Raw genomic sequence first — 18204 nt, forward strand, 5'->3', positions numbered from 1 at the left:
GGTCTGATCCAAATCAGTCCAAATTTGAACCTGTAAGTCAACCAATTTTCACGATAGGAATAAGAATTTCTGCTAAATAAGCTGGCAAGCGCCGATTTTGTTGCTAGTTTCGGGGTATGAGTTCATCAAGTTTCGCAAACCTTCTGGCCACTCGGGCCACAATGCCACGCCTTTCGGTGGGGATGTCAGAATCAGTCAACATCGGGTTTCTGGGCCCGTTGACCGGCCCGGTCGAGAGCTGGGGCCTGCCCGGATTGAACGGATGCCGCATCTGGGAAGACTGGCTGAACAAGGCCGGTGGTCTGCTGATCGGTGGGCGCCGTTACCCGATCAAAATCCATGCCTATGACTGTGGGTATGAGCCCGAACGGGCGTTGGAAGGTGCCGTTGAGTTGGTTCAGAAATACGACATCAAGCTGTTGATGATGTTGGGCGGGGATACATTCACACCAGTGCGGGATTTCCTGACACGCCAAAAGGTGCTGACTTCGACTTTGCTGCCATCTGACTTGTCACCGGATACGCCTTATCTGATCGCGCCGTCGGAATTGCACCCAATTTTCAACGTAACCGGAGTGGAATGGCTGGCCAAGAACCGACCCGAGTTGAAAACTGCGGCCATTTGCAGCCAGACGGATGAGATGGGGATGCCCTCGTTGGCCACGTATCGTGCGGCGTTCAAGGCTGCCGGGATAGAGCTGGTTAAAGAGGTGCAATACGCGCCGGATTCGACAGACCCGGCACCTATCGTTGATCCAATGCTGGCCTCTGGTGCAGACATTCTGTGCTGGTGTTCGTCATTCGCGCCGATGGTTCATGCCATGACGGAATATGCCTATGCCAAAGGGTTCGCAGGACAGCTGTTGTCCTGTACTTTTGACAATTATGATCGTCTGGTCGAACGGACGTCGCAGGAATTCATGGAAGGGGCCGTGTTTCAATTCCCGGATTTCGACGACCCGATGTTGCGTGAAAAAGCGTTCTTTTTCAATCGACCGCACGTCTTTTTCGAAGAGTACAATCGCCGTTTCCCTGACAGCTGGTCCGCTGTGAGTTGGGAATATGCGGCGATCCTGGATATTTGGCACGCCGCTGTTGAAAAGGCCGGTTCGGTACACCCCATGTCGGTTCTGGCAGCTATGAAACAGCTGGGACATGTCACGCATGCGTTCGGACCTGCCCAGTGGTGGGGCGAAGATATGTTTGGAATATCAAATGCTTTGATCGGAGATTGGCCGATCGTGACCATCTCTGGCGGCAAGGCCAAGATCGTTGATTTTGGATCGATTCCCGAATGGTTAAAGCAGAATGGTGGGGTTCTGAAACGCGAAATGAGCAGCTTGGGACAGCTATGGCATCAACGATTGGAGACCGAAGTGCCACGCCCTGGGCTGACACGACGGTCGATTGTCGATCAGGTTTCCTGAAGCAGCAGCTTTTGTTCTTCGATCAGGTGCAGCTTGATAAATTCCACAGCTGATTCCACATCACGCGATGCGATGGCGTTGAACAAGGTATTGTATCGTTTTTGATATTCCTGGATCCGTTGCGGGGTCAGGTGGCGACGGCGCAGCGCCGTGCGATAGCTCAGGCGGCAGGCTTCGATTGACAGCTCATAACAGGACGCCAGCAACGGGTTGCCAGTCCCTTCGGCAATCTTGCGATACAGGTTCTCTTCCTGTTCGATGAATTCGGCGGCATCGGTTCGCACGGTTTCGATACGTGACAGCACCTGATCCAGCTCGTCGATCTGGCGCGGGTTCATGTTGATCACAGCCAAGCGCACCATTTCGGGCTCTAGAATGCCGCGCACGACCAGCAGGTCCAGAGGAGAGGTCTCCTTGGCCAGTGAGGAATAGGGGCTCTCTGGTTTTGGGTCTGAATGGAATTTGACGAAACTGCCCGATCCAGGCCTGCGATGAATGACATCGCGGCTTTCCAGGACATCCAACGCCTCGCGGACAGTATTGCGGGCAACGCCCAATTCCGATGCCAGAGTGCGTTCCGACGGGAGGCGCGTATCTACAGGGTAATTTCCGGCCTTGATCCGTGCAAACAACGTGTCGATCACAACTTGGACCGTTGCCCCGACCGAATGGGTGGTCAGGATCTGAGTTGTCGTGGCCGTATCTTCATTTCGCATTGTGTGTACTCGGCGGGTTGCCTCAGAGAATCTGAATGATTTGCCGCAGGCGATGGTGGCTGCTCATAACTGGTGTTTCGATGCTTTCGCAAGCTAACGATCCTTGTTCAGTGCCTAAACGATAGGCGTCGCTCATTGAATTGGCAAGTGTGTAGGGGCAATTGGTCTCTTAATTGGTACTTGTTGCGCGGCTGTGCGTGGTTGGAAAATATCGCGTAATAACAGGAAGGTATTGCCACAGTTCTTGCCCGGAACGTTATCTGGTTCCTGAATTGGTTCTAAAAGATGTACCAAAAAGAAATAAAATTTCTTGTTGGTGAAAGAACCTTCTGCTAGCGTCGAGCTGAGACCAAACCAATTTCCTCAAACTGGTTCAGTGGTGCCTTATTGGTTCTGTGAGCTGTGAAATTGAAAAAACGAGACGCCAAAAGGCGACAGGTCTCACATCTTTTCTGGCCGCTTGGAACGCAGGCGGTACCAACACGGGAGAATGAAATGATTTCCAAGATCGTGAAGTCCGGATTGACCAGGCGGACCTTCCTCAAATCGACGGCAGCCACGGCGATGAGCGCTGGCTTGCCCGGTATGTCGCTTGCGGCGGGGGATACAATCAAGATCGGCTTTCTGGCCCCACTGACCGGCGCGGTCGCCGCATGGGGGAAACCCGGTCTGGACGGGTGTGAGATCTGGGCCGAACGCGTTAACGCGGCTGGCGGGATCAAGCTGGACGATGGGATGCACAAGGTTGAATTCGTGTCCTATGACAACGAATACGATCCAGCCAAGGCCCGCACAGGCGCGACCAAGCTGATCCGCGAAGATGGTGTCAGCTTTATCATGATGCTGGGTGGAGATACTTGGCCCGGCGTGCAACCGGTTGCTGACAAGACCGGCATGTTGTTTTCGACCCTGTTGCCGTCTGATCTGTCACCGGACACCAACACGCTGATTGCGCCTGCCGAAGTGCACCCGATCTATAATGTGACTGGTGTTGAATGGTTGGCGGAAAACAAACCCGACCTGAAAACCGCAGTGATGTGCGCCCAGGATGATGCGCTGGGTCTGCCATCTGTTGCGACCTATTTGGCCGCGTTCGAGGCCGCGGGCATCGAAATGCTGGACGACCCGCTGTTGTTTGACCCGGCCACTACCGACTTTGCGCCAGTCGTGACCCGTTTGATCAGCAAAAACCCGGACATCGTCTGTTTGGATACCTGTTATTCAGATTACGTGCATCCAATCGCGGAACAATTGTACCAACAGGGTTTCAAGGGACAGATCATCAGCTGTACGGCCGACTTCTATGACCAGATGATTGCCAAGACCTCGGAAGAGTTCATGGAAGGATTCATCTTCCAGTTCCCCGATTTCGATGACCCGGCCCTGAACGCGGACAATATCAACTTTACCGATCCCAATGGGTTCTATGCCGAATTCAACAAACGCCATCCCGGACAATGGGGAGCGGTAAGTTGGGAATATGCCTCGATCATGGACCTGTGGAAGGCTGCGGCTGAAAAAGCAGGGTCAGCAGATCCGGATGCTGTAACAACAGCAATGAAGGATGGCGGCAAGGGTGCCCATGCCTTTGGCGATGCGGCATGGTGGGGTACCGAACTGTTCGGGATCGACAATGCGCTGGTCGGTGACTGGCCAGTTGTTGCGATCGAAGGAGGCAAAGCCCGGATCAAAGGATTCCGTTCGATCCCCGATTGGTACGCCAAACACGGCGATCTGCTGATCAAGCACATGAAGGCATACGACCAGATGTGGGATCAGCGCAGCTGATCACCCCGGCCTAAGCCTCAAGGCGGTGCAGGACAACCTGCACCGTGTATCGACTACATATAGAGACTTTTCCGATGTTGGAACTTCTGGCGCAGACCGGCCTCAATGCCGTGTATGCTGCGAGCTACATTTCTCTCGTTGCCGTGGGACTTGTGCTCATCTTTGGTGTCATGGGGGTTGTTAACTTTGCCCATGGCGAGCTTTTCATGGCGGGTGCCTACGCAATTGTGGCGCTCTATGCAAAAATGCATGTGCCGTTTTTCGTCGCTGTTGCAATCGGCCTTGTCTTTGTGGGCTGTCTGGGTCTGCTGATGGAGCGGGCGCTGTTTCGACCACTCAAGGACAATCCGCTGGGCGGGTTGGTGGCCTCGATCGGGTTCCTGATGATCCTTCAGGCCCTTGCGGTCATGGGGTTCGGCGTTCGGATGGAACATATTCCACCGGTCACACAGGAAGTGATTCAATTTTCGGACAAGGTACGTCTGCCGGTTGCCCGGCTGTATGTGATCGTCGCCAGCGTCGCGCTGCTGAGCGTCCTTTGGTATTTCCTGAAACGGACCAAATTCGGCTGGGCGCTGCGCGCATCGGCCCAGGACCCAGAAGCGGCGGCACTGCAGGGGATTTCGATCACCCAAACTGCCAAGATTGCCATGTTCATTGGTGCCGGTCTGGCGGGAATTGCGGGTGCATTGACTGCCCCCTTGGTGTCCGTGAACCCGCATATGGGGCATTCCGTGATCGTAACCGCATTTATCGTGATCATCGTGGGCGGGGTTGGCTCGCTCGAAGGGGCGATCATTGCCTCGGTCGCGTATGCCTTCGTTCATACCTTTGTGACCACCTTTTATGATGGTGTGCTCGCCGACATAACCGGGCTGTGTCTGATGCTGATTGTGCTGATCGTGAAACCGACCGGCCTGTTTGGGAGTGCGGATCGTGCCTAAGTTACTGATATGGATTGCGGTGCTGGTCGGGCTTGTTCTCCTACCGCACGGGCTCAGCTTTTCGCAGCAGGAAATTCTGGTCTTCTTGACAATCAACGTGCTGCTGGTTGCCTCGTACCGTCTGTTGACGCTGACCGGAGAGTGGTCTTTGGGACACGTGGTGATCATGGGCGTGGGGGCTTATACTTCGGCTCTCTTGACCAAGAAGTTTGGCGTCTATGTTCCGGTTTCGATGCTTTTGGGGGGGATTTCTGCGGCTCTGATCGCGGTGGTTCTATCGTTCCCATTGTTCCGGATGAAAGGGTTCTATTTTCTGATTGGTTCGTTCGCAGCGGGTGAAATCATTCGTTTGTTGTGGAAGCGGTTTCGCGACCCGTTTGGCGGTGCCAAAGGGATCAAGGGGATCGACCCGATGCCCGATTTCTCGGTCGGTTTCTACCAGTTCGATTTCTTTGAACCCACCTCCTATTACTACTTTGCCGCTGTCGTGGTTGCTGTCTGCCTGTGGATACTGTGGCGGATTGAGAAGTCGCCGGTTGGCCTGACCTTCCATGCGGTTCATTGGCAGGACAAACTAGCCCAGGCTTCGGGGGTTAATGTTCGCGCTTACCGCACGTTGGCCTTTGCCATTGCATCAGGGTTTGCGGGGATTTCGGGGGCGCTGTTGGCGCATTACATTGGAACGATCAATCCCAACGCCTTTGACATCGACCTGATGGTCTATGTGCTGACCTGGGCGATTGTTGGTGGCACCGCGACTTTCTATGGTCCGATCCTGGGCTGTGTGGTGCTGACTGTTCTGAACGAAATCGTCCTGCGCGAACTGGGCCTCGAACAGATGCGGCCGCTGATTTATGGCGCGATCATGATCCTGTCGATCCTGTTTTTGCCCAACGGCCTTGAAAGCATCGTCCAGAAAATCACCCAGAAAAAGGCCGCGAACGGTACCGCACAGAGGAGCCCGGCAGAATGACCAATTTCCTGGAAGTCAAAGACCTGACCATGCGGTTTGGCGGTCTGACCGCGGTGGATAACCTGTCGTTCAAGGTTGAACATGGCACAATCCACGGTTTGATCGGTCCAAATGGAGCGGGCAAGACCACGACCTTCAACATGATTTCGGGGTTCTACAAGCCGACCGAAGGACAGGTATTGTTGCGGGGTGAAGATATCTCGGGCCTGAAGATGCACGAAGTGGCCCGACGCGGTGTTGTGCGCACGTTCCAGCATTCGACTCTGTTTGCCGAGCTGACGGTGTTGGAAAACGCGTTGGTCGGGACACACATGCCGTTCCGTCCCAACATCTTTGCCGCCATCATCGGCTGGGATGCAGAGGATCGGCACGGAGCCGAAGCCCGGGCCCGCGAGGCTTTGGAGTTCTTTGGTCTGGATGGATTGTTGAGCGAACGTGCCGGAGACCTCAGCCACGGGCACCAGCGGGCGCTGGGCATGGCCGTAGCATATGCCAGCCACCCGGATGTAATCCTGTTGGATGAACCGTTCACCGGAATGAACCCGGAAGAAACACGCCAGATGATGGATTTGATGGAGCGGCTCAAGGCGGATGGTATCACCATCCTGATCGTCGAGCATGACATGCAGGCGATCATGGGGCTGTGTGACAATATCACCTGCATGAGTTTCGGGAAGTTTCTGGCCGAAGGTGGTCCCAAGGAAATCCGTAACCACCCTGCCGTCATTGAAGCCTATCTGGGAGGTGCACGCCATGTTGCTTGAGATGAAGAACATCGCCGTCAACTATGGCAAGATCAACGCCATTCGGGACATTTCTATTTCGGTTCCAACAGGCAAGATCGTGACCATTATCGGAGGCAATGGAGCAGGCAAGACCACAACATTGCGAGCGATGTCGGGTATGATGCCGATAACCAGTGGTGAGATCCTGTTCGAAGGCAAACGTATTGACCATTTGCCGGCACACAAGGTCGTGGCAAACGGTATCGCCCACGTGCCCGAAGGGCGGCGCGTCTTTCCCGATATGACGGTTGAGGAAAACCTGCGAACCGGCGCATTTCTACGGAATGACAAGGAGGGTGTGGAGACCGACCTGGAGGGGGTCTTTGACCGCTTTCCACGCTTGCGTGAGCGTCGGACCCAGCTGGCCAAAACCATGTCCGGTGGGGAGCAGCAGATGTTGGCGATCGGGCGGGCCTTGATGTCTAAACCTCGTCTTTTGCTGATGGATGAACCGTCGATGGGGCTGGCACCGGTGATCGTCGAAGAGATCGCCCAGATTGTCGAAGAGATCAACGAACAGGGCCTGTCTGTGGTGCTGGTCGAACAAAACGCCGAATTGGCGCTGGAACTGGCAGACTATGCCTATGTTCTGGAAACCGGAAACGCAGCTTTGGAGGGACCCGCAAATGAGCTTCACGATAACGAACACGTTCGAGCCGCTTATCTGGGGATTTAAGCCTGACAGCGATATGAAAGTTGCGCTGGAGGCTGGTTGGACACGATCCGATGTGATCTGGGAGCGGCTGATGGAGCGTGCGCTTGCTGCTTGGGACGCGACACCGCGCAAGGCGTCGCGGTCACGGTCAGCACGCCTGTTCAAGCTGGCTGACCTGGTGGCGCGATACCGGTTTGACGCGACAGATGTACGGCGCGCTGCAAGTGTCGCAAATCTGGCGATTGTGGAGCAGGCCAGGGGCAATCACGCTGCATCCGAGACGTATCAGAAACAGGCCCTCCAAATCTGGAAGGGGGCACATCATGCGGTTCAGAATATGCGGGTGTTGCCCCGCAGTCGTTCGTCACTGTTCCATTTGCGAATGGAAGCCCTGCACCGCGATACCTTTCACAATAATCTCAAGACGCGCATTGGGTTGATCGCTGATGAAACTGAAATGACACTGCGTGAATTGACCAGCGGGCGCCCATCCGGGCACCGCCACGCGTCTCGTTGGCGGGGAGAACGTCCCAATGTCTATGATGACACCCGCAAGATATTGGGGGCCTGTTTGTTGATCCTGGATGCATGACGCGCATCGCTTTCCTCTTTTTATCCCAGACTGGCCGGGCTACGTATGTGCCCGGCCTTTTTTCCTCCGGAGAAACGCCAAAGAAAGAGGCAGGAAAGAAACAGGTTGCGTTTGTATGGAAATTCTCCAATCCTAGTAATGACAGTAAAATAATTTTCAACAGAGTGTGCCGCGCAGAAAGACTTTCAGCTTTCACCCTCACCCGAACGAGTGCGGAGCAAAATACAAGGAAAACTCAGAGTGGCCAAACCAAAAGAAGAGTCATCAACGGCACCTGCAAACCTGTCCCAGGATCCACATCGGGTTCGCGAAGGGTCGGAAAAAGTTCTGGAAGTCGCGATCGGGCGCGAAGTTCGAGCCTTTCGCAGACAGCAGGGGATTACCGTTGCGGAATTGGCCAATCTGACTGGGCTGTCGATTGGAATGCTTTCCAAGATCGAAAACGGGAACACATCGCCGTCTCTGACAACCTTGCAGCTTTTGGCCAATGCGCTGAGCGTGCCAATAACGTCCTTTTTTCGCCGTTTTGAAGAGCAACGGGACGCGGTGCACACAAAAGAAGGCGCTGGTGTCGAGATGGAACGCGCGGGTACGCGTGCCGGGCATCAATACAACCTCTTGGGTCATCTTGGAGCCAATGCGAGTGGTGTCGTGGTCGAACCCTATCTGATCACCCTGTCTGAAACATCCGACGTCTTTCCAACCTTCCAACACGAAGGGATTGAGATGCTTTACATGTTGGAGGGCGAGGTGAATTATCGTCATGGAGATCAGGTGTTTGCCCTTAAACCCGGGGATACACTGTTCTTTGACGCTGATGCTCCGCACGGACCCGAAGTGCTCGTTGAACTGCCGGCCCGGTATCTGTCGATCATCTCATACCCACAGTCCAATTGACGAAGCGACAGGCCCGGAGGGCTCCCGTCCGTCGTTAGCCCCCATTCGGGGGCGTCCTCCCGTTGGGCCGTGCATCGCCGTGCGGTGCACGGCGATGCACGGCGCTGACACGGCCCCCAGCCCGTTAAACGGGCAGGGGGCTTGGCCCAACGCTGCACTGTCGTAGGGCGTCGCCATCAGACAGCGCAAGGGCGGGAGATTTCCGGTGATCTTGATGGGTGACAAACCAAAACTGCCGATGCGGGGGAGCACATCGGCAGTCAAAGGGCATTCGAAAACGGGGAGGCGTTGCCGAATGCCTGAGTTGAACCGGGTCAATCGTCCGGGAAAATACCGTCCGAGGTCGGAGCCCCATCATCGTATTGCGACAGCCATTCGACCATAAGAGGGCGATTGTCGATGAACCCTTTGTAGGTTGCCAGTTCCTCGGGCAAATCGCGGATGACACGGTGCAGGCGGCGGCCCCATTTGGGTACGCTGACCAGATCATTGAAGCTGCCCAGATACGCCCGGATCGGAAAGCAGATCGCGTTCGACCTTGGCAGGCGGAACAAAGTTTGCAGCTCAACCCGCAGGTGCTGTTTTTCACCGATGTTGTCCATGGTCAGCCCGGTCTTCATCGTCCCCCATTTATGATAGTTCTCGGGGCTGGTATCGAGCAGCGGATTCACGGTCATCGTCCAGTTCAGGCGGCGCACCGGCGCGCCCTGCTGTAGGTTCAGCAGGAATTTCAACGCACGCACAAAAATGCCCATTTCATTGGCCTTGGGCACGGGCGCATGCCATTCAAAGAAGTTCATGCCGATGTCGAAATCCAGGGACCAATCCGCCTGGGTAGTAACCATTCCGGCGTCCATCCACAGGTTGTCATCGCGTTGATCCAGAAGGGCAAAATCGCCTTGGGTTTGACGGGTGATATATTCCATCGGCCCATAGGGCAGGGTGCTTTCATCGAGGAAAGTGAAGGTGTCATCAATGCCCAGCGGCTTGTTGATCCAACGCCAGCGATCTCCGTCCTTGTGCAATTCGAACAAGTCCGGATAGTCGCGGGCTTTGGCCTCCATGATATATTCGACCAGATCCCAGCCTGCCAACGTCATATGCGGCAGCGATTGGCACCTCAGCGGGTCATCCGCCAGAACCTGGGCCCGGTCGCGCATCTCGGCGACATAGTGTTCATCGACGTCAAAGGCGAACTCGAAAGGTGAGCCCGGACGGGTTGATAGATGCGGTTCCAGATTCACCGAATACATGTAGCTGTCTTCGTGAAACGGAAAGGGGAAGCGTTGGATCGCTTTGGGTGAATTTCGAAACGTGAAATCGTCGCGAAAGGTTTCGTCGTTGAATTGAATCGTCATTGCGTCATCTCTCCCTTACCGGTCCAGAACCAGTGTCTTGCCCTCGAACCGCGACACGCAGGGCATGATAAGCTTGCCGCCTTCGCGTTGTTCGTCTGTCAGCCAATGGTCATAGTGGACCAGCTTGCCATCACATTCGACAACCGTGGTTTCGCACTGGCCGCATGCGCCACCACGACACAGATAGGGCGCATCCACATCGTTGGCTTCCAAAGCTTCGAGCAGTGACTGGTGCTCGCCGACCTGAATGATCTTGTTGGACTGGGCCAACTTCACTTCAAACGGTTTGCCGGAAGCAGGTGCAAGGAATTCTTCGGAATGAACGGCTTCTCGGGGCCAGCCCAGTTCTTCGGCAGTCTTGTGAACCCATTCGATCATGCCCTTGGGGCCACAAACATAGATATGGGTGCCCAATGGCTGCCCATCCAGCAAGGTTTCCAGATCTATGCGCTCGTTCTGATCATCGTGATAGATGTGTACCTTGTTGGCGTATTGTTCGCTCAACTCCTCGGCATAGGTGCCCAGCGATGCGGTGCGGACCGAGTAGTGCAGCTCGAACAAGCCATTGGTATGCGACAGCTGGGCCATTTGGGCGACAAAAGGTGTGATGCCGATGCCACCAGCCAGCATCAGGTGTTTTTTGGCGCGCAGATCCAGCGAAAACAGGTTCACCGGGTTGGAAATCACCATCTCCATGCCTTCACGGACATTGTTGTGCATGAATAGCGATCCACCGCGGCCTTCGTCGTCGCGGCGGACCGAGACCATATAAGCCCCGCGATCTGCCGGATCGGACATCAGCGAGTATGGGTTCAGGCGCGTCGTGCTTCCGTCTTGCATCTCGACAACCGTGTGTGCACCGCCAGAGAAGGTGGGCAGTTCACCGCCGCCGGTGCGGACAAATTTGAACCGGGTCACCAGGTCGTTGATCGGTTTGACTTCGGCCACGGTGACATTGATTTTGGCTGTTCCTGCGCTCATTTGAACACCTCCACTTGCGGGGGGACGTTGCCGGGGTCTTCGGCGTCGATGCAGACACCCTGGAATGCGGCCAGGCGACGGGAATAGTGATCACGCACGAACAGATTCAGGCCGCAGTGTGAACACACGAACGGGTCGGTGGTCACGTCTTCGGTGATGCCTTTGCAGTGCACACATTGCATGCGGCGTGCGGTTGATCCGCGGTGTTCTGTCTGAATGGCTGTGTGCGGAATACCCGCAGCGATGGCGGCAGCCATGGCTTGGCCCATCACACCTTCGGTGCCGGTCAGATAGACCTGAAGGCCCATGTGCGCCTTGGCAAAAGTATCGGTGACGCGCTGTTTTGCGGCTTCATAAGATGGGCCAACATACATTTGCGCGGGGGTCAGGGCCTTGAGCTCACCGGTGTATTTTTCGCCGGTGTCCTTGGGGATATAGATAATGTGCGTTTTGGCCCAGAGATCGGCGGGGGCATCCTTGGCCAGGTCAAGAATGGCCTCGGCACCGGTCGCATCGGCGATCATCAAATGGTGTTTGCCCGGACGCACCTCAAGCTCGCCGTAAACCGGGCGGCTGTTGATCGAGGGGGGAAATACGGTTTTCGACATGTGGGTCTGTTCCTACGGTCGGATTGACGAAAGCGAGCGCCCCCCGGATGGGGACGCTCGGGATCCGGGTCAGCCCTTTGCGGTACGGACGGCTTTGTCCTTGTCGTAGAAGGGCATCTCTTCGGCTGTTGCTGCAATCTCGGTGCCATCACCGTTACGGACGGTCAGCGCTGTGCCGGGCGAGGCGCAAGCAACCGGCATGCGTGCAATGCCGACGTTGTGGCTGTTCACTTCGGAGTACATTCCATAAGTGACCACGCCGACCTTTTCGCCGTTCTGCAGCAGGTCCGCGCCTTCGTCGGCGGGTGTGGTTCCTTCCAGCATCACGCCGTAGATCTTGAACCGTTCGTTGCCTTGGGCTGCGTAGTGGTTTTCGGCACCGATAAATCCGGTTTTGCCGGGGGAGACGGTGAATTCCAGACCCAGTTCCCACAGCGTATCACCACAGGTTTCGCCGTCAAACGGATAGGTTTCCGAATTGTCGCCCGGATAGAACAACAGATAGCTTTCGGTGCGCAGCAGATCGAGGGTCGAAAACTGAACCGGCACGATGCCCATGTCTGCGCCATCCGACAGGATGTTGTCCCACAGGTGAACGGCGTCTTTGGATTGGCAGAAAATCTCATATCCGCGTTCGCCGGTATAGCCGGTGCGCGAGATCATCACGGGGCAGCCGAACAATTTGGTCTGCATGATGCCGAAATAGGTCAGATCCCGAATGCCGGGGATATGTTTTGCCAGGAAATCAACGGCAACCGGACCCTGTAGCGACATGTCATGCATGTTGTCGTCAAAGATCACCGCACAGTTTTTTGAGGCGGCTACGGTGCTCAGCTGTTCCATGCCGGTGCCAGTGCCGTGCACGACCATCCAGCTGTTGACCGAGAGGCGGTAGATAATACAGTCATCGACGAATTTGCCCTGATCATTCAGGATCGAGGCATAGGTCGAGCGCCCCGGCATGATCTTTTCGACATTGCGGGTGGTGACACGGTCGATGACCTGGGCGGCATGTTCGCCAACAACGTGAACTTTTTTCAGGCCAGAGACATCCATCAGCCCGGCTTTGGTCCGGATCGCTTCATAATCGGCTTTGGCGCGTTCCGGCGTGTGATCATAGAACCAGGCGGTTCCCATCCCATTCCAGTCCTCAAGCTCGGCGCCGATTTCCCTGTGACGCTGTGCCAGCGCCGAAGTCCGCCAGATGATGGCCATTTTGTTATCTCCCTGTTCGCGTGGTACCAGAATCCACGTTTGGTTCATTTTGGTCTAGGCCAGTTAGCCCTTTGAGCCCTGTGATTGTCAATAATTATTCCCATCAGGAAAAAGAATTTCTCTTAAGGGTCTGGTTGCGCGGTAACTTGCAGGGGTGTTTTGGACCAGTTTGAACCAGATGTTTCCTGCAAGGGGACTTTAGACCAGTTTGAACCAGATGTTTCCTGTTGGGGTGTCTTCATGCTTGGCCCAGGTCAAAGCCACGGAAACACCTGGATCCTCACCGAACAGCGTCTTTAGGGGCTGGTGATGTCGGTTCGCTGTCGATGCGCAGAAGGTGCCCCGATTCGGTTTTTCCCAGGGTTGCTACAGAATCAGGCATCGCGATCGGGGCGTTATTTGGGTGCCAGGAAATTCCTGAAAGTGAACTTTTTTTCACATGATTGTTGACACATTCAGCTTTCGTCGCGCAATGTTTCAAGAATATTTTTTCACCAAGAGGCAAAATGCCCATCAAACAGCCAACAGGGAGGGCTAAAAGTGGATGGTAATTTAAATGCGCTTACAACGATATTCACCGAGTTTTACTACTGGGTGACAGTCGTTTTCATGTTCCTGATTCACGTCGGGTTCTGCATGTACGAAGTCGGCGCGAGCCGTCATCGTAATCATATGCACACATTGATGAAAAACATCATGATCATTCCGTTGGTCACGGTGACTTTCTTCTTCTTTGGGTGGTGGATCTACTGGGCGTTTCCGGATTTCCCGTTCTTTGGCGGCTTGAACCAGGATTTGGCGCCGGCGAATCTGCCGTGGTCGGAAACCATGGGCACCAACCTGGCTGATCGAATCACCGGTGTGTTCTGGGCTGCATTCCTTCTGTTCTCCTGGACTGCGGCGTCAATCGTGTCCGGGGCAGTGATTGAAAGGATCCGGTCTTCGGCGTTGTGGGTCCACGCAGTTTTGATCGGCTCGGTGTTCTGGATCATTGATGCGGCATGGGGCTGGCACTATGCGGGTTGGATGGTGCGTGAACTGGGTTACCATGATGCCTATGCATCCGGTGTTATCCATGCGATTGCCGGTGGTTATGCATTGGGTGTGATCATGGTGCTGGGTCCACGGATCGGCAAATTTGCCCCCGACGGCACCCCGCGTGATATTCCGCCTCATAATCCGTGGATGCTGACGATCGGTATCTTTCTGATCTATTCGGGCTTCTGGGGCTTCTATGCGGCCTGTAACGTGCCTTTGATTTCACCCGAAGTAATCGGTGGCGAAATCGTTGGAACCACGTGGACTGCAACCAATATCTATTTGGCTCCTACATCGCTGTCGGCGATCACCTTCAACTTCCTCATGTCGCTGTCCGGCGGTTTGATGGCAGCCTATGTGGTGTCCAAGGGCGACGCGTTCTGGACGTTCTCTGGCGGTCTCGCGGGTATCATCACCGCATCTGCGGGCAACGATCTGTATCATCCGATCCAGGCCATGCTGGTTGGTGCTGTCGGTGTCGTCATCGTCTACAAGCTGCACTATTGGGTCGAGCGCAAGTTCAAGCTGGATGATGCTGTGGGCGCAGTTGCGGTACACGGGTACTCTGGTGTGGTTGGTCTGATCATCGCGGGTTTCCTGCTCTGGGGCGTTCCGAGTTCGCCGTTTGAAGGGTACGCGGCGATCAACCCGATCGGTCAGACTGTTGGTGCCTTTATCATGTTCTTTGTCCTGGGGTGGTTGCCTGCCTTCATCGTGTCCAAGATGCAGGCCGCAGCTGGCGTGTTGCGGATCCCCGAAGAGGTGGAGTTGCAAGGTCTCGATTACGCTGAGCACCACGCTTACGAAGACGCAAAAGCCGAAATCATTGCAGCTGACAAGGCCGCTCTGGCCGGTCAATAAAATCACAGCAAGTTAAGGAGAATCAAAATGTCTACGATTGGTTACGAAAGCTGGGCTGTGGATCTGGCGGATGTCGGCCCCGTCTATCCCTTCCAGGGAAGCGAAGTGCTGATGGTGATCCTAGGGGTGGCCTTCTGGATTGGGTGGCACCGCATCCAATTTGTCCGAGAGGGCAAGCACCTGGAAGAGGCTAAACATATGGGTGACGAAGAGAAAATCCATAAGATACTTGAGAAATACTAAGATTTCTCCACTGGACGGGCGCATTGAACGATGCGCCCGTTTTTCCTTCTAAGGAAAATAAGTTTCATAACAGTTGATAGTGTCGCGCCGACCTGTTAGCGTTGATTCGAGATGAAAACTAGGGAGGCACACCCATGTGCGGGATTGTCGGTCTTTTTCTAAAAGACAAAACTCTTGAGCCAAAGCTGGGCGAAATGCTCACCGAAATGCTCATCACTATGACGGATCGTGGACCTGACAGTGCAGGCATTGCGATCTATGGTGCAGACGGCGACAACAGCTCTAAGCTGACTGTTCAGTCTGACAACGCAGATGCAGATTTTGCGACCTTGGCCGATGATCTGAGCGATGCGATTGGCACGCCTGTCGGTCTCCGTCGCAACGACACGCATGCCATCCTGGATATGCCGCACGACAAGCTGGAAGAGGCGCGCGCCGCTCTGGCGAATTTGCGCGACGGTCTGCGCATCATGTCCGCCGGTGACGTGATCGAGATCTACAAGGAAGTTGGTCTGCCCAAAGACGTGGCCGCCCGATTTAATGTGTCTGCAATGGGCGGTACCCACGGTATCGGTCATACCCGCATGGCGACAGAGTCCGCCGTGACAACCGAGGGTGCGCACCCGTTCTCGACAGGCACAGACCAGTGCCTGGTGCACAACGGATCACTCTCCAACCACAATTCGTGGCGTCGCAAGCTGAAGCGTGAAGGGGTTCGGATCGAATCCATGAACGATACCGAAGTGGGTGCCGCCTACCTGACCTGGAAGATGCAAAATGGTGCTTCTCTGGGCGAAGCCCTGGAAAGCTCGATCGACGATCTCGACGGCTTCTTCAACTTTGTTGTGGGTACCAAAGACGGCTTTGGCGTGGTCCGTGACCCGATCGCCTGCAAGCCGGCGGTCATGGCGGAAACCGACCAGTATGTGGCCTTCGGTTCCGAATACCGCGCACTGGTGAACCTGCCGGGCATCGAAGACGCCAAGGTCTGGGAGCCCGAACCCGCAACCGTTTACTTCTGGAACCACTAAGATGCAGACATACAATCTTGAAGCAGATGGCCTGCGCGGTCTGAATTCGACCCTGCACGCTCAGAATGAAAACGTCACTGACGAAAACTGGGACATCATCAACCCCAAGGGCAGCCATGCGATTGCCTGTGGTTTGAATGCCCCGATCAACGTGACCGTCAATGGATCGACCGGCTATTACTGTGCCGGCATGAACCAGCAGGCGACGGTACATGTCAAAGGGTCTGTTGGACCGGGTGTCGCGGAAAACATGATGTCCGGTATGGTCATCGTCGAAGGTGATGCCAGCCAATATGCCGGTGCAACCGCGCATGGTGGCCTGCTGGTCATCAAAGGCAACGCCAGTTCGCGTTGCGGGATTTCCATGAAGGGTGTCGACATTGTCGTACACGGCAACATCGGTCACATGTGTGCCTTTATGGGGCAATCCGGAAATCTGGTTGTTCTGGGTGATGCGGGTGATGCGCTGGGTGACTCCTGTTACGAAGCGCGCTTCTTTGTGCGCGGTTCGGTCAAGAGCCTCGGTGCGGACTGCATCGAAAAAGAGATGCGTCCCGAACATATCGAGATCCTCAAGGATTTGCTGGCCCGCGCCGGTGCCGACGCAAAACCCGAAGAGTTCAAGCGCTACGGGTCTGCCCGTCAGCTCTACAACTTTGATGTCGACAACGCGCAAGCCTACTAAGGACAAGGACCACAGTTATGGATAACAACAGCATCCCACGCACGGTTCCGATCCAATCGAGCACGTTCTCGAACCCGATCAACGCGGAAATCCGCCGTGCCGCCGCAACTGGCATCTACGACATTCGCGGTGGCGGCGCTAAACGTCGCGTGCCGCACTTTGACGACCTTCTGTTTCTTGGCGCATCCGTTTCGCGCTACCCTCTCGAAGGGTATCGCGAAAAATGCGACACCAGCGTGACTTTGGGGACCCGGTTTGCCAAAAAGCCGATCCAACTGGACATCCCGATCACCATTGCAGGCATGAGCTTTGGTGCATTGTCCGGTCCAGCCAAGGAAGCCTTGGGCCGTGGTGCATCCGCAGCGGGCACATCGACCACCACCGGTGACGGTGGCATGACCCCCGAAGAGCGCGGCCACTCCACCCAACTGGTGTATCAGTACCTGCCCAGCCGTTATGGGATGAACCCGGACGACCTGCGCAAAGCCGACGCTATCGAAGTCGTGGTCGGCCAAGGTGCCAAACCCGGCGGTGGCGGTATGTTGCTGGGTCAGAAAATCTCTGACCGGGTTGCGGAAATGCGCACCCTTCCAAAAGGTATCGACCAGCGGTCGGCCTGTCGTCACCCCGACTGGACAGGTCCGGATGATCTGGAAATCAAAATCCTGGAATTGCGTGAAATCACCAACTGGGAAGTGCCGATCTATGTCAAAGTCGGTGGCACCCGTCCCTATTATGACACTGCACTGGCCGTAAAAGCAGGCGCAGACGTTGTGGTTCTGGATGGCATGCAGGGCGGCACGGCCGCAACCCAGGATGTGTTCATCGAACATGTGGGTTTGCCAACACTGGCATGTATCCGTCCCGCGGTGCAGGCATTGCAGGATCTGGGTGTGCACCGCGAGGTGCAGCTGGTTATTTCCGGCGGTATCCGTACAGGCGCTGACGTGGCCAAGGCGCTTGCCTTGGGTGCAGATGCGGTCTCGATCGGGACTGCGGCAATGGTTGCGATTGGTGACAACGACCCGAAATGGGAACAGGAATACCAGAAACTGGGCTCGACCACCGGTGCCTATGATGACTGGCACGAAGGTCTCGATCCTGCTGGGATCACCACCCAGACGCCGGAACTGTCGCAGCGTCTGGACCCGATTGATGCTGGACGCCGTTTGCGCAACTATCTCAAGGTGATGACGCTGGAAGCGCAGACCATTGCCCGCGCCTGTGGTCACAATCACCTGCACAACCTCGAACCCGAGGATCTGTGCGCGCTGACAATGGAAGCCGCTGCCATGGCCAAAGTTCCGCTTGCCGGCACTGATTGGTACCCGGGCAAAGCTGGTTTCTAAGTAAAATTTTGGCGCGGTCTCTTGGGGCCGCGCCTTTTCAACAGATGACGTTTAACAG

General features: G+C 55.5%; 18 protein-coding genes. 13 read left to right on the forward strand and 5 right to left on the reverse strand.

Features of this window, described 5'->3' with window-relative positions; all coding sequences use genetic code 11:
* Nucleotides 1–116 precede the first annotated feature (116 nt).
* A complete protein-coding gene (locus K3727_03280) occupies nt 117–1427 on the forward strand; it encodes an ABC transporter substrate-binding protein (GenBank protein UWQ91842.1) in 1311 nt (436 codons plus the stop codon).
* Here K3727_03280 and K3727_03285 read toward each other — a convergent pair.
* On the reverse strand, nt 1415–2143 hold the full coding sequence (locus K3727_03285; protein ID UWQ91843.1) for an FCD domain-containing protein: 729 nt from the start codon (nt 2141–2143) through the stop codon (nt 1415–1417). The two genes, K3727_03280 and K3727_03285, sit on opposite strands and share 13 nt — an antisense overlap.
* Before the next feature lie 495 nt (nt 2144–2638).
* On the opposite strand from K3727_03285, the gene K3727_03290 reads away from it, so the two are divergent.
* The 7 genes from K3727_03290 (at nt 2639) to K3727_03320 (ending at nt 8777) form a co-directional block, all read left to right on the forward strand.
* Entirely contained in the window at nt 2639–3931 is a 1293-nt protein-coding gene (locus tag K3727_03290) for an ABC transporter substrate-binding protein (protein UWQ91844.1), read from the forward strand.
* A 74-nt stretch (nt 3932–4005) separates the two neighbouring features.
* The gene (locus tag K3727_03295) at nt 4006–4875 is read left to right on the forward strand and encodes a branched-chain amino acid ABC transporter permease (GenBank protein UWQ91845.1); all 870 of its coding nucleotides are present in this window, start codon (nt 4006–4008) and stop codon (nt 4873–4875) included.
* Nucleotides 4859–5848 carry a branched-chain amino acid ABC transporter permease gene (locus K3727_03300; GenBank protein ID UWQ91846.1) on the forward strand — a complete coding sequence of 330 codons (990 nt, stop codon included), beginning with the start codon at nt 4859–4861 and terminating at the stop codon, nt 5846–5848. The genes K3727_03295 and K3727_03300 overlap by 17 nt, the downstream gene beginning before the upstream one ends.
* Nucleotides 5845–6612, forward strand: coding sequence for an ABC transporter ATP-binding protein (locus K3727_03305; GenBank protein UWQ91847.1), 768 nt, complete (start codon nt 5845–5847; stop codon nt 6610–6612). The genes K3727_03300 and K3727_03305 overlap by 4 nt, the downstream gene beginning before the upstream one ends.
* Nucleotides 6605–7309: an ABC transporter ATP-binding protein gene (locus tag K3727_03310; GenBank protein UWQ93257.1), complete on the forward strand. Its 705-nt coding sequence runs from the start codon at nt 6605–6607 to the stop codon at nt 7307–7309. Before K3727_03305 ends, K3727_03310 begins: the two co-directional genes overlap by 8 nt.
* Complete coding sequence (locus K3727_03315; GenBank protein UWQ91848.1) at nt 7260–7880, forward strand: tetratricopeptide repeat protein; 621 nt, start codon at nt 7260–7262, stop codon at nt 7878–7880. Before K3727_03310 ends, K3727_03315 begins: the two co-directional genes overlap by 50 nt.
* Nucleotides 7881–8120: 240 nt before the next feature.
* Entirely contained in the window at nt 8121–8777 is a 657-nt protein-coding gene (locus K3727_03320; GenBank protein UWQ91849.1) for an XRE family transcriptional regulator, read from the forward strand.
* A 314-nt stretch (nt 8778–9091) separates the two neighbouring features.
* Here the strand turns inward: K3727_03320 and K3727_03325 are convergent, their stop codons facing one another.
* The 4 genes from K3727_03325 to K3727_03340 form a co-directional block, all read right to left on the reverse strand.
* The gene (locus K3727_03325; protein ID UWQ91850.1) at nt 9092–10135 is read right to left on the reverse strand and encodes a DUF3445 domain-containing protein; all 1044 of its coding nucleotides are present in this window, start codon (nt 10133–10135) and stop codon (nt 9092–9094) included.
* 15 nt (nt 10136–10150) lie between these two features.
* Entirely contained in the window at nt 10151–11116 is a 966-nt protein-coding gene (locus K3727_03330; protein ID UWQ91851.1) for a PDR/VanB family oxidoreductase, read from the reverse strand.
* Nucleotides 11113–11724 (reverse strand): hypothetical protein, encoded by a 612-nt coding sequence (locus tag K3727_03335; GenBank protein ID UWQ91852.1) that lies wholly within the window; start codon nt 11722–11724, stop codon nt 11113–11115. Before K3727_03335 ends, K3727_03330 begins: the two co-directional genes overlap by 4 nt.
* Before the next feature lie 69 nt (nt 11725–11793).
* Nucleotides 11794–12939 carry an aminomethyltransferase family protein gene (locus K3727_03340; GenBank protein UWQ91853.1) on the reverse strand — a complete coding sequence of 382 codons (1146 nt, stop codon included), beginning with the start codon at nt 12937–12939 and terminating at the stop codon, nt 11794–11796.
* Between the two features lie 540 nt (nt 12940–13479).
* On the opposite strand from K3727_03340, the gene K3727_03345 reads away from it, so the two are divergent.
* The 5 genes from K3727_03345 (at nt 13480) to K3727_03365 (ending at nt 18146) form a co-directional block, all read left to right on the forward strand.
* Nucleotides 13480–14838, forward strand: coding sequence for an ammonium transporter (locus tag K3727_03345; protein UWQ91854.1), 1359 nt, complete (start codon nt 13480–13482; stop codon nt 14836–14838).
* A 27-nt stretch (nt 14839–14865) separates the two neighbouring features.
* Nucleotides 14866–15081, forward strand: coding sequence for a hypothetical protein (locus K3727_03350; GenBank protein UWQ91855.1), 216 nt, complete (start codon nt 14866–14868; stop codon nt 15079–15081).
* A 134-nt stretch (nt 15082–15215) separates the two neighbouring features.
* The gene (locus K3727_03355) at nt 15216–16112 is read left to right on the forward strand and encodes a glutamine amidotransferase family protein (GenBank protein ID UWQ91856.1); all 897 of its coding nucleotides are present in this window, start codon (nt 15216–15218) and stop codon (nt 16110–16112) included.
* Nucleotide 16113: 1 nt separating this feature from the next.
* On the forward strand, nt 16114–16797 hold the full coding sequence (locus K3727_03360; GenBank protein ID UWQ91857.1) for a GXGXG domain-containing protein: 684 nt from the start codon (nt 16114–16116) through the stop codon (nt 16795–16797).
* Nucleotides 16798–16814: 17 nt separating this feature from the next.
* Nucleotides 16815–18146: an FMN-binding glutamate synthase family protein gene (locus K3727_03365; GenBank protein ID UWQ91858.1), complete on the forward strand. Its 1332-nt coding sequence runs from the start codon at nt 16815–16817 to the stop codon at nt 18144–18146.
* The last annotated feature ends 58 nt before the right edge of the window (nt 18147–18204 follow it).

The sequence above is a fragment of the Rhodobacteraceae bacterium M382 genome, from assembly GCA_025141015.1.
Taxonomy (GTDB): Bacteria; Pseudomonadota; Alphaproteobacteria; order Rhodobacterales; family Rhodobacteraceae; genus Aliisedimentitalea; species Aliisedimentitalea scapharcae.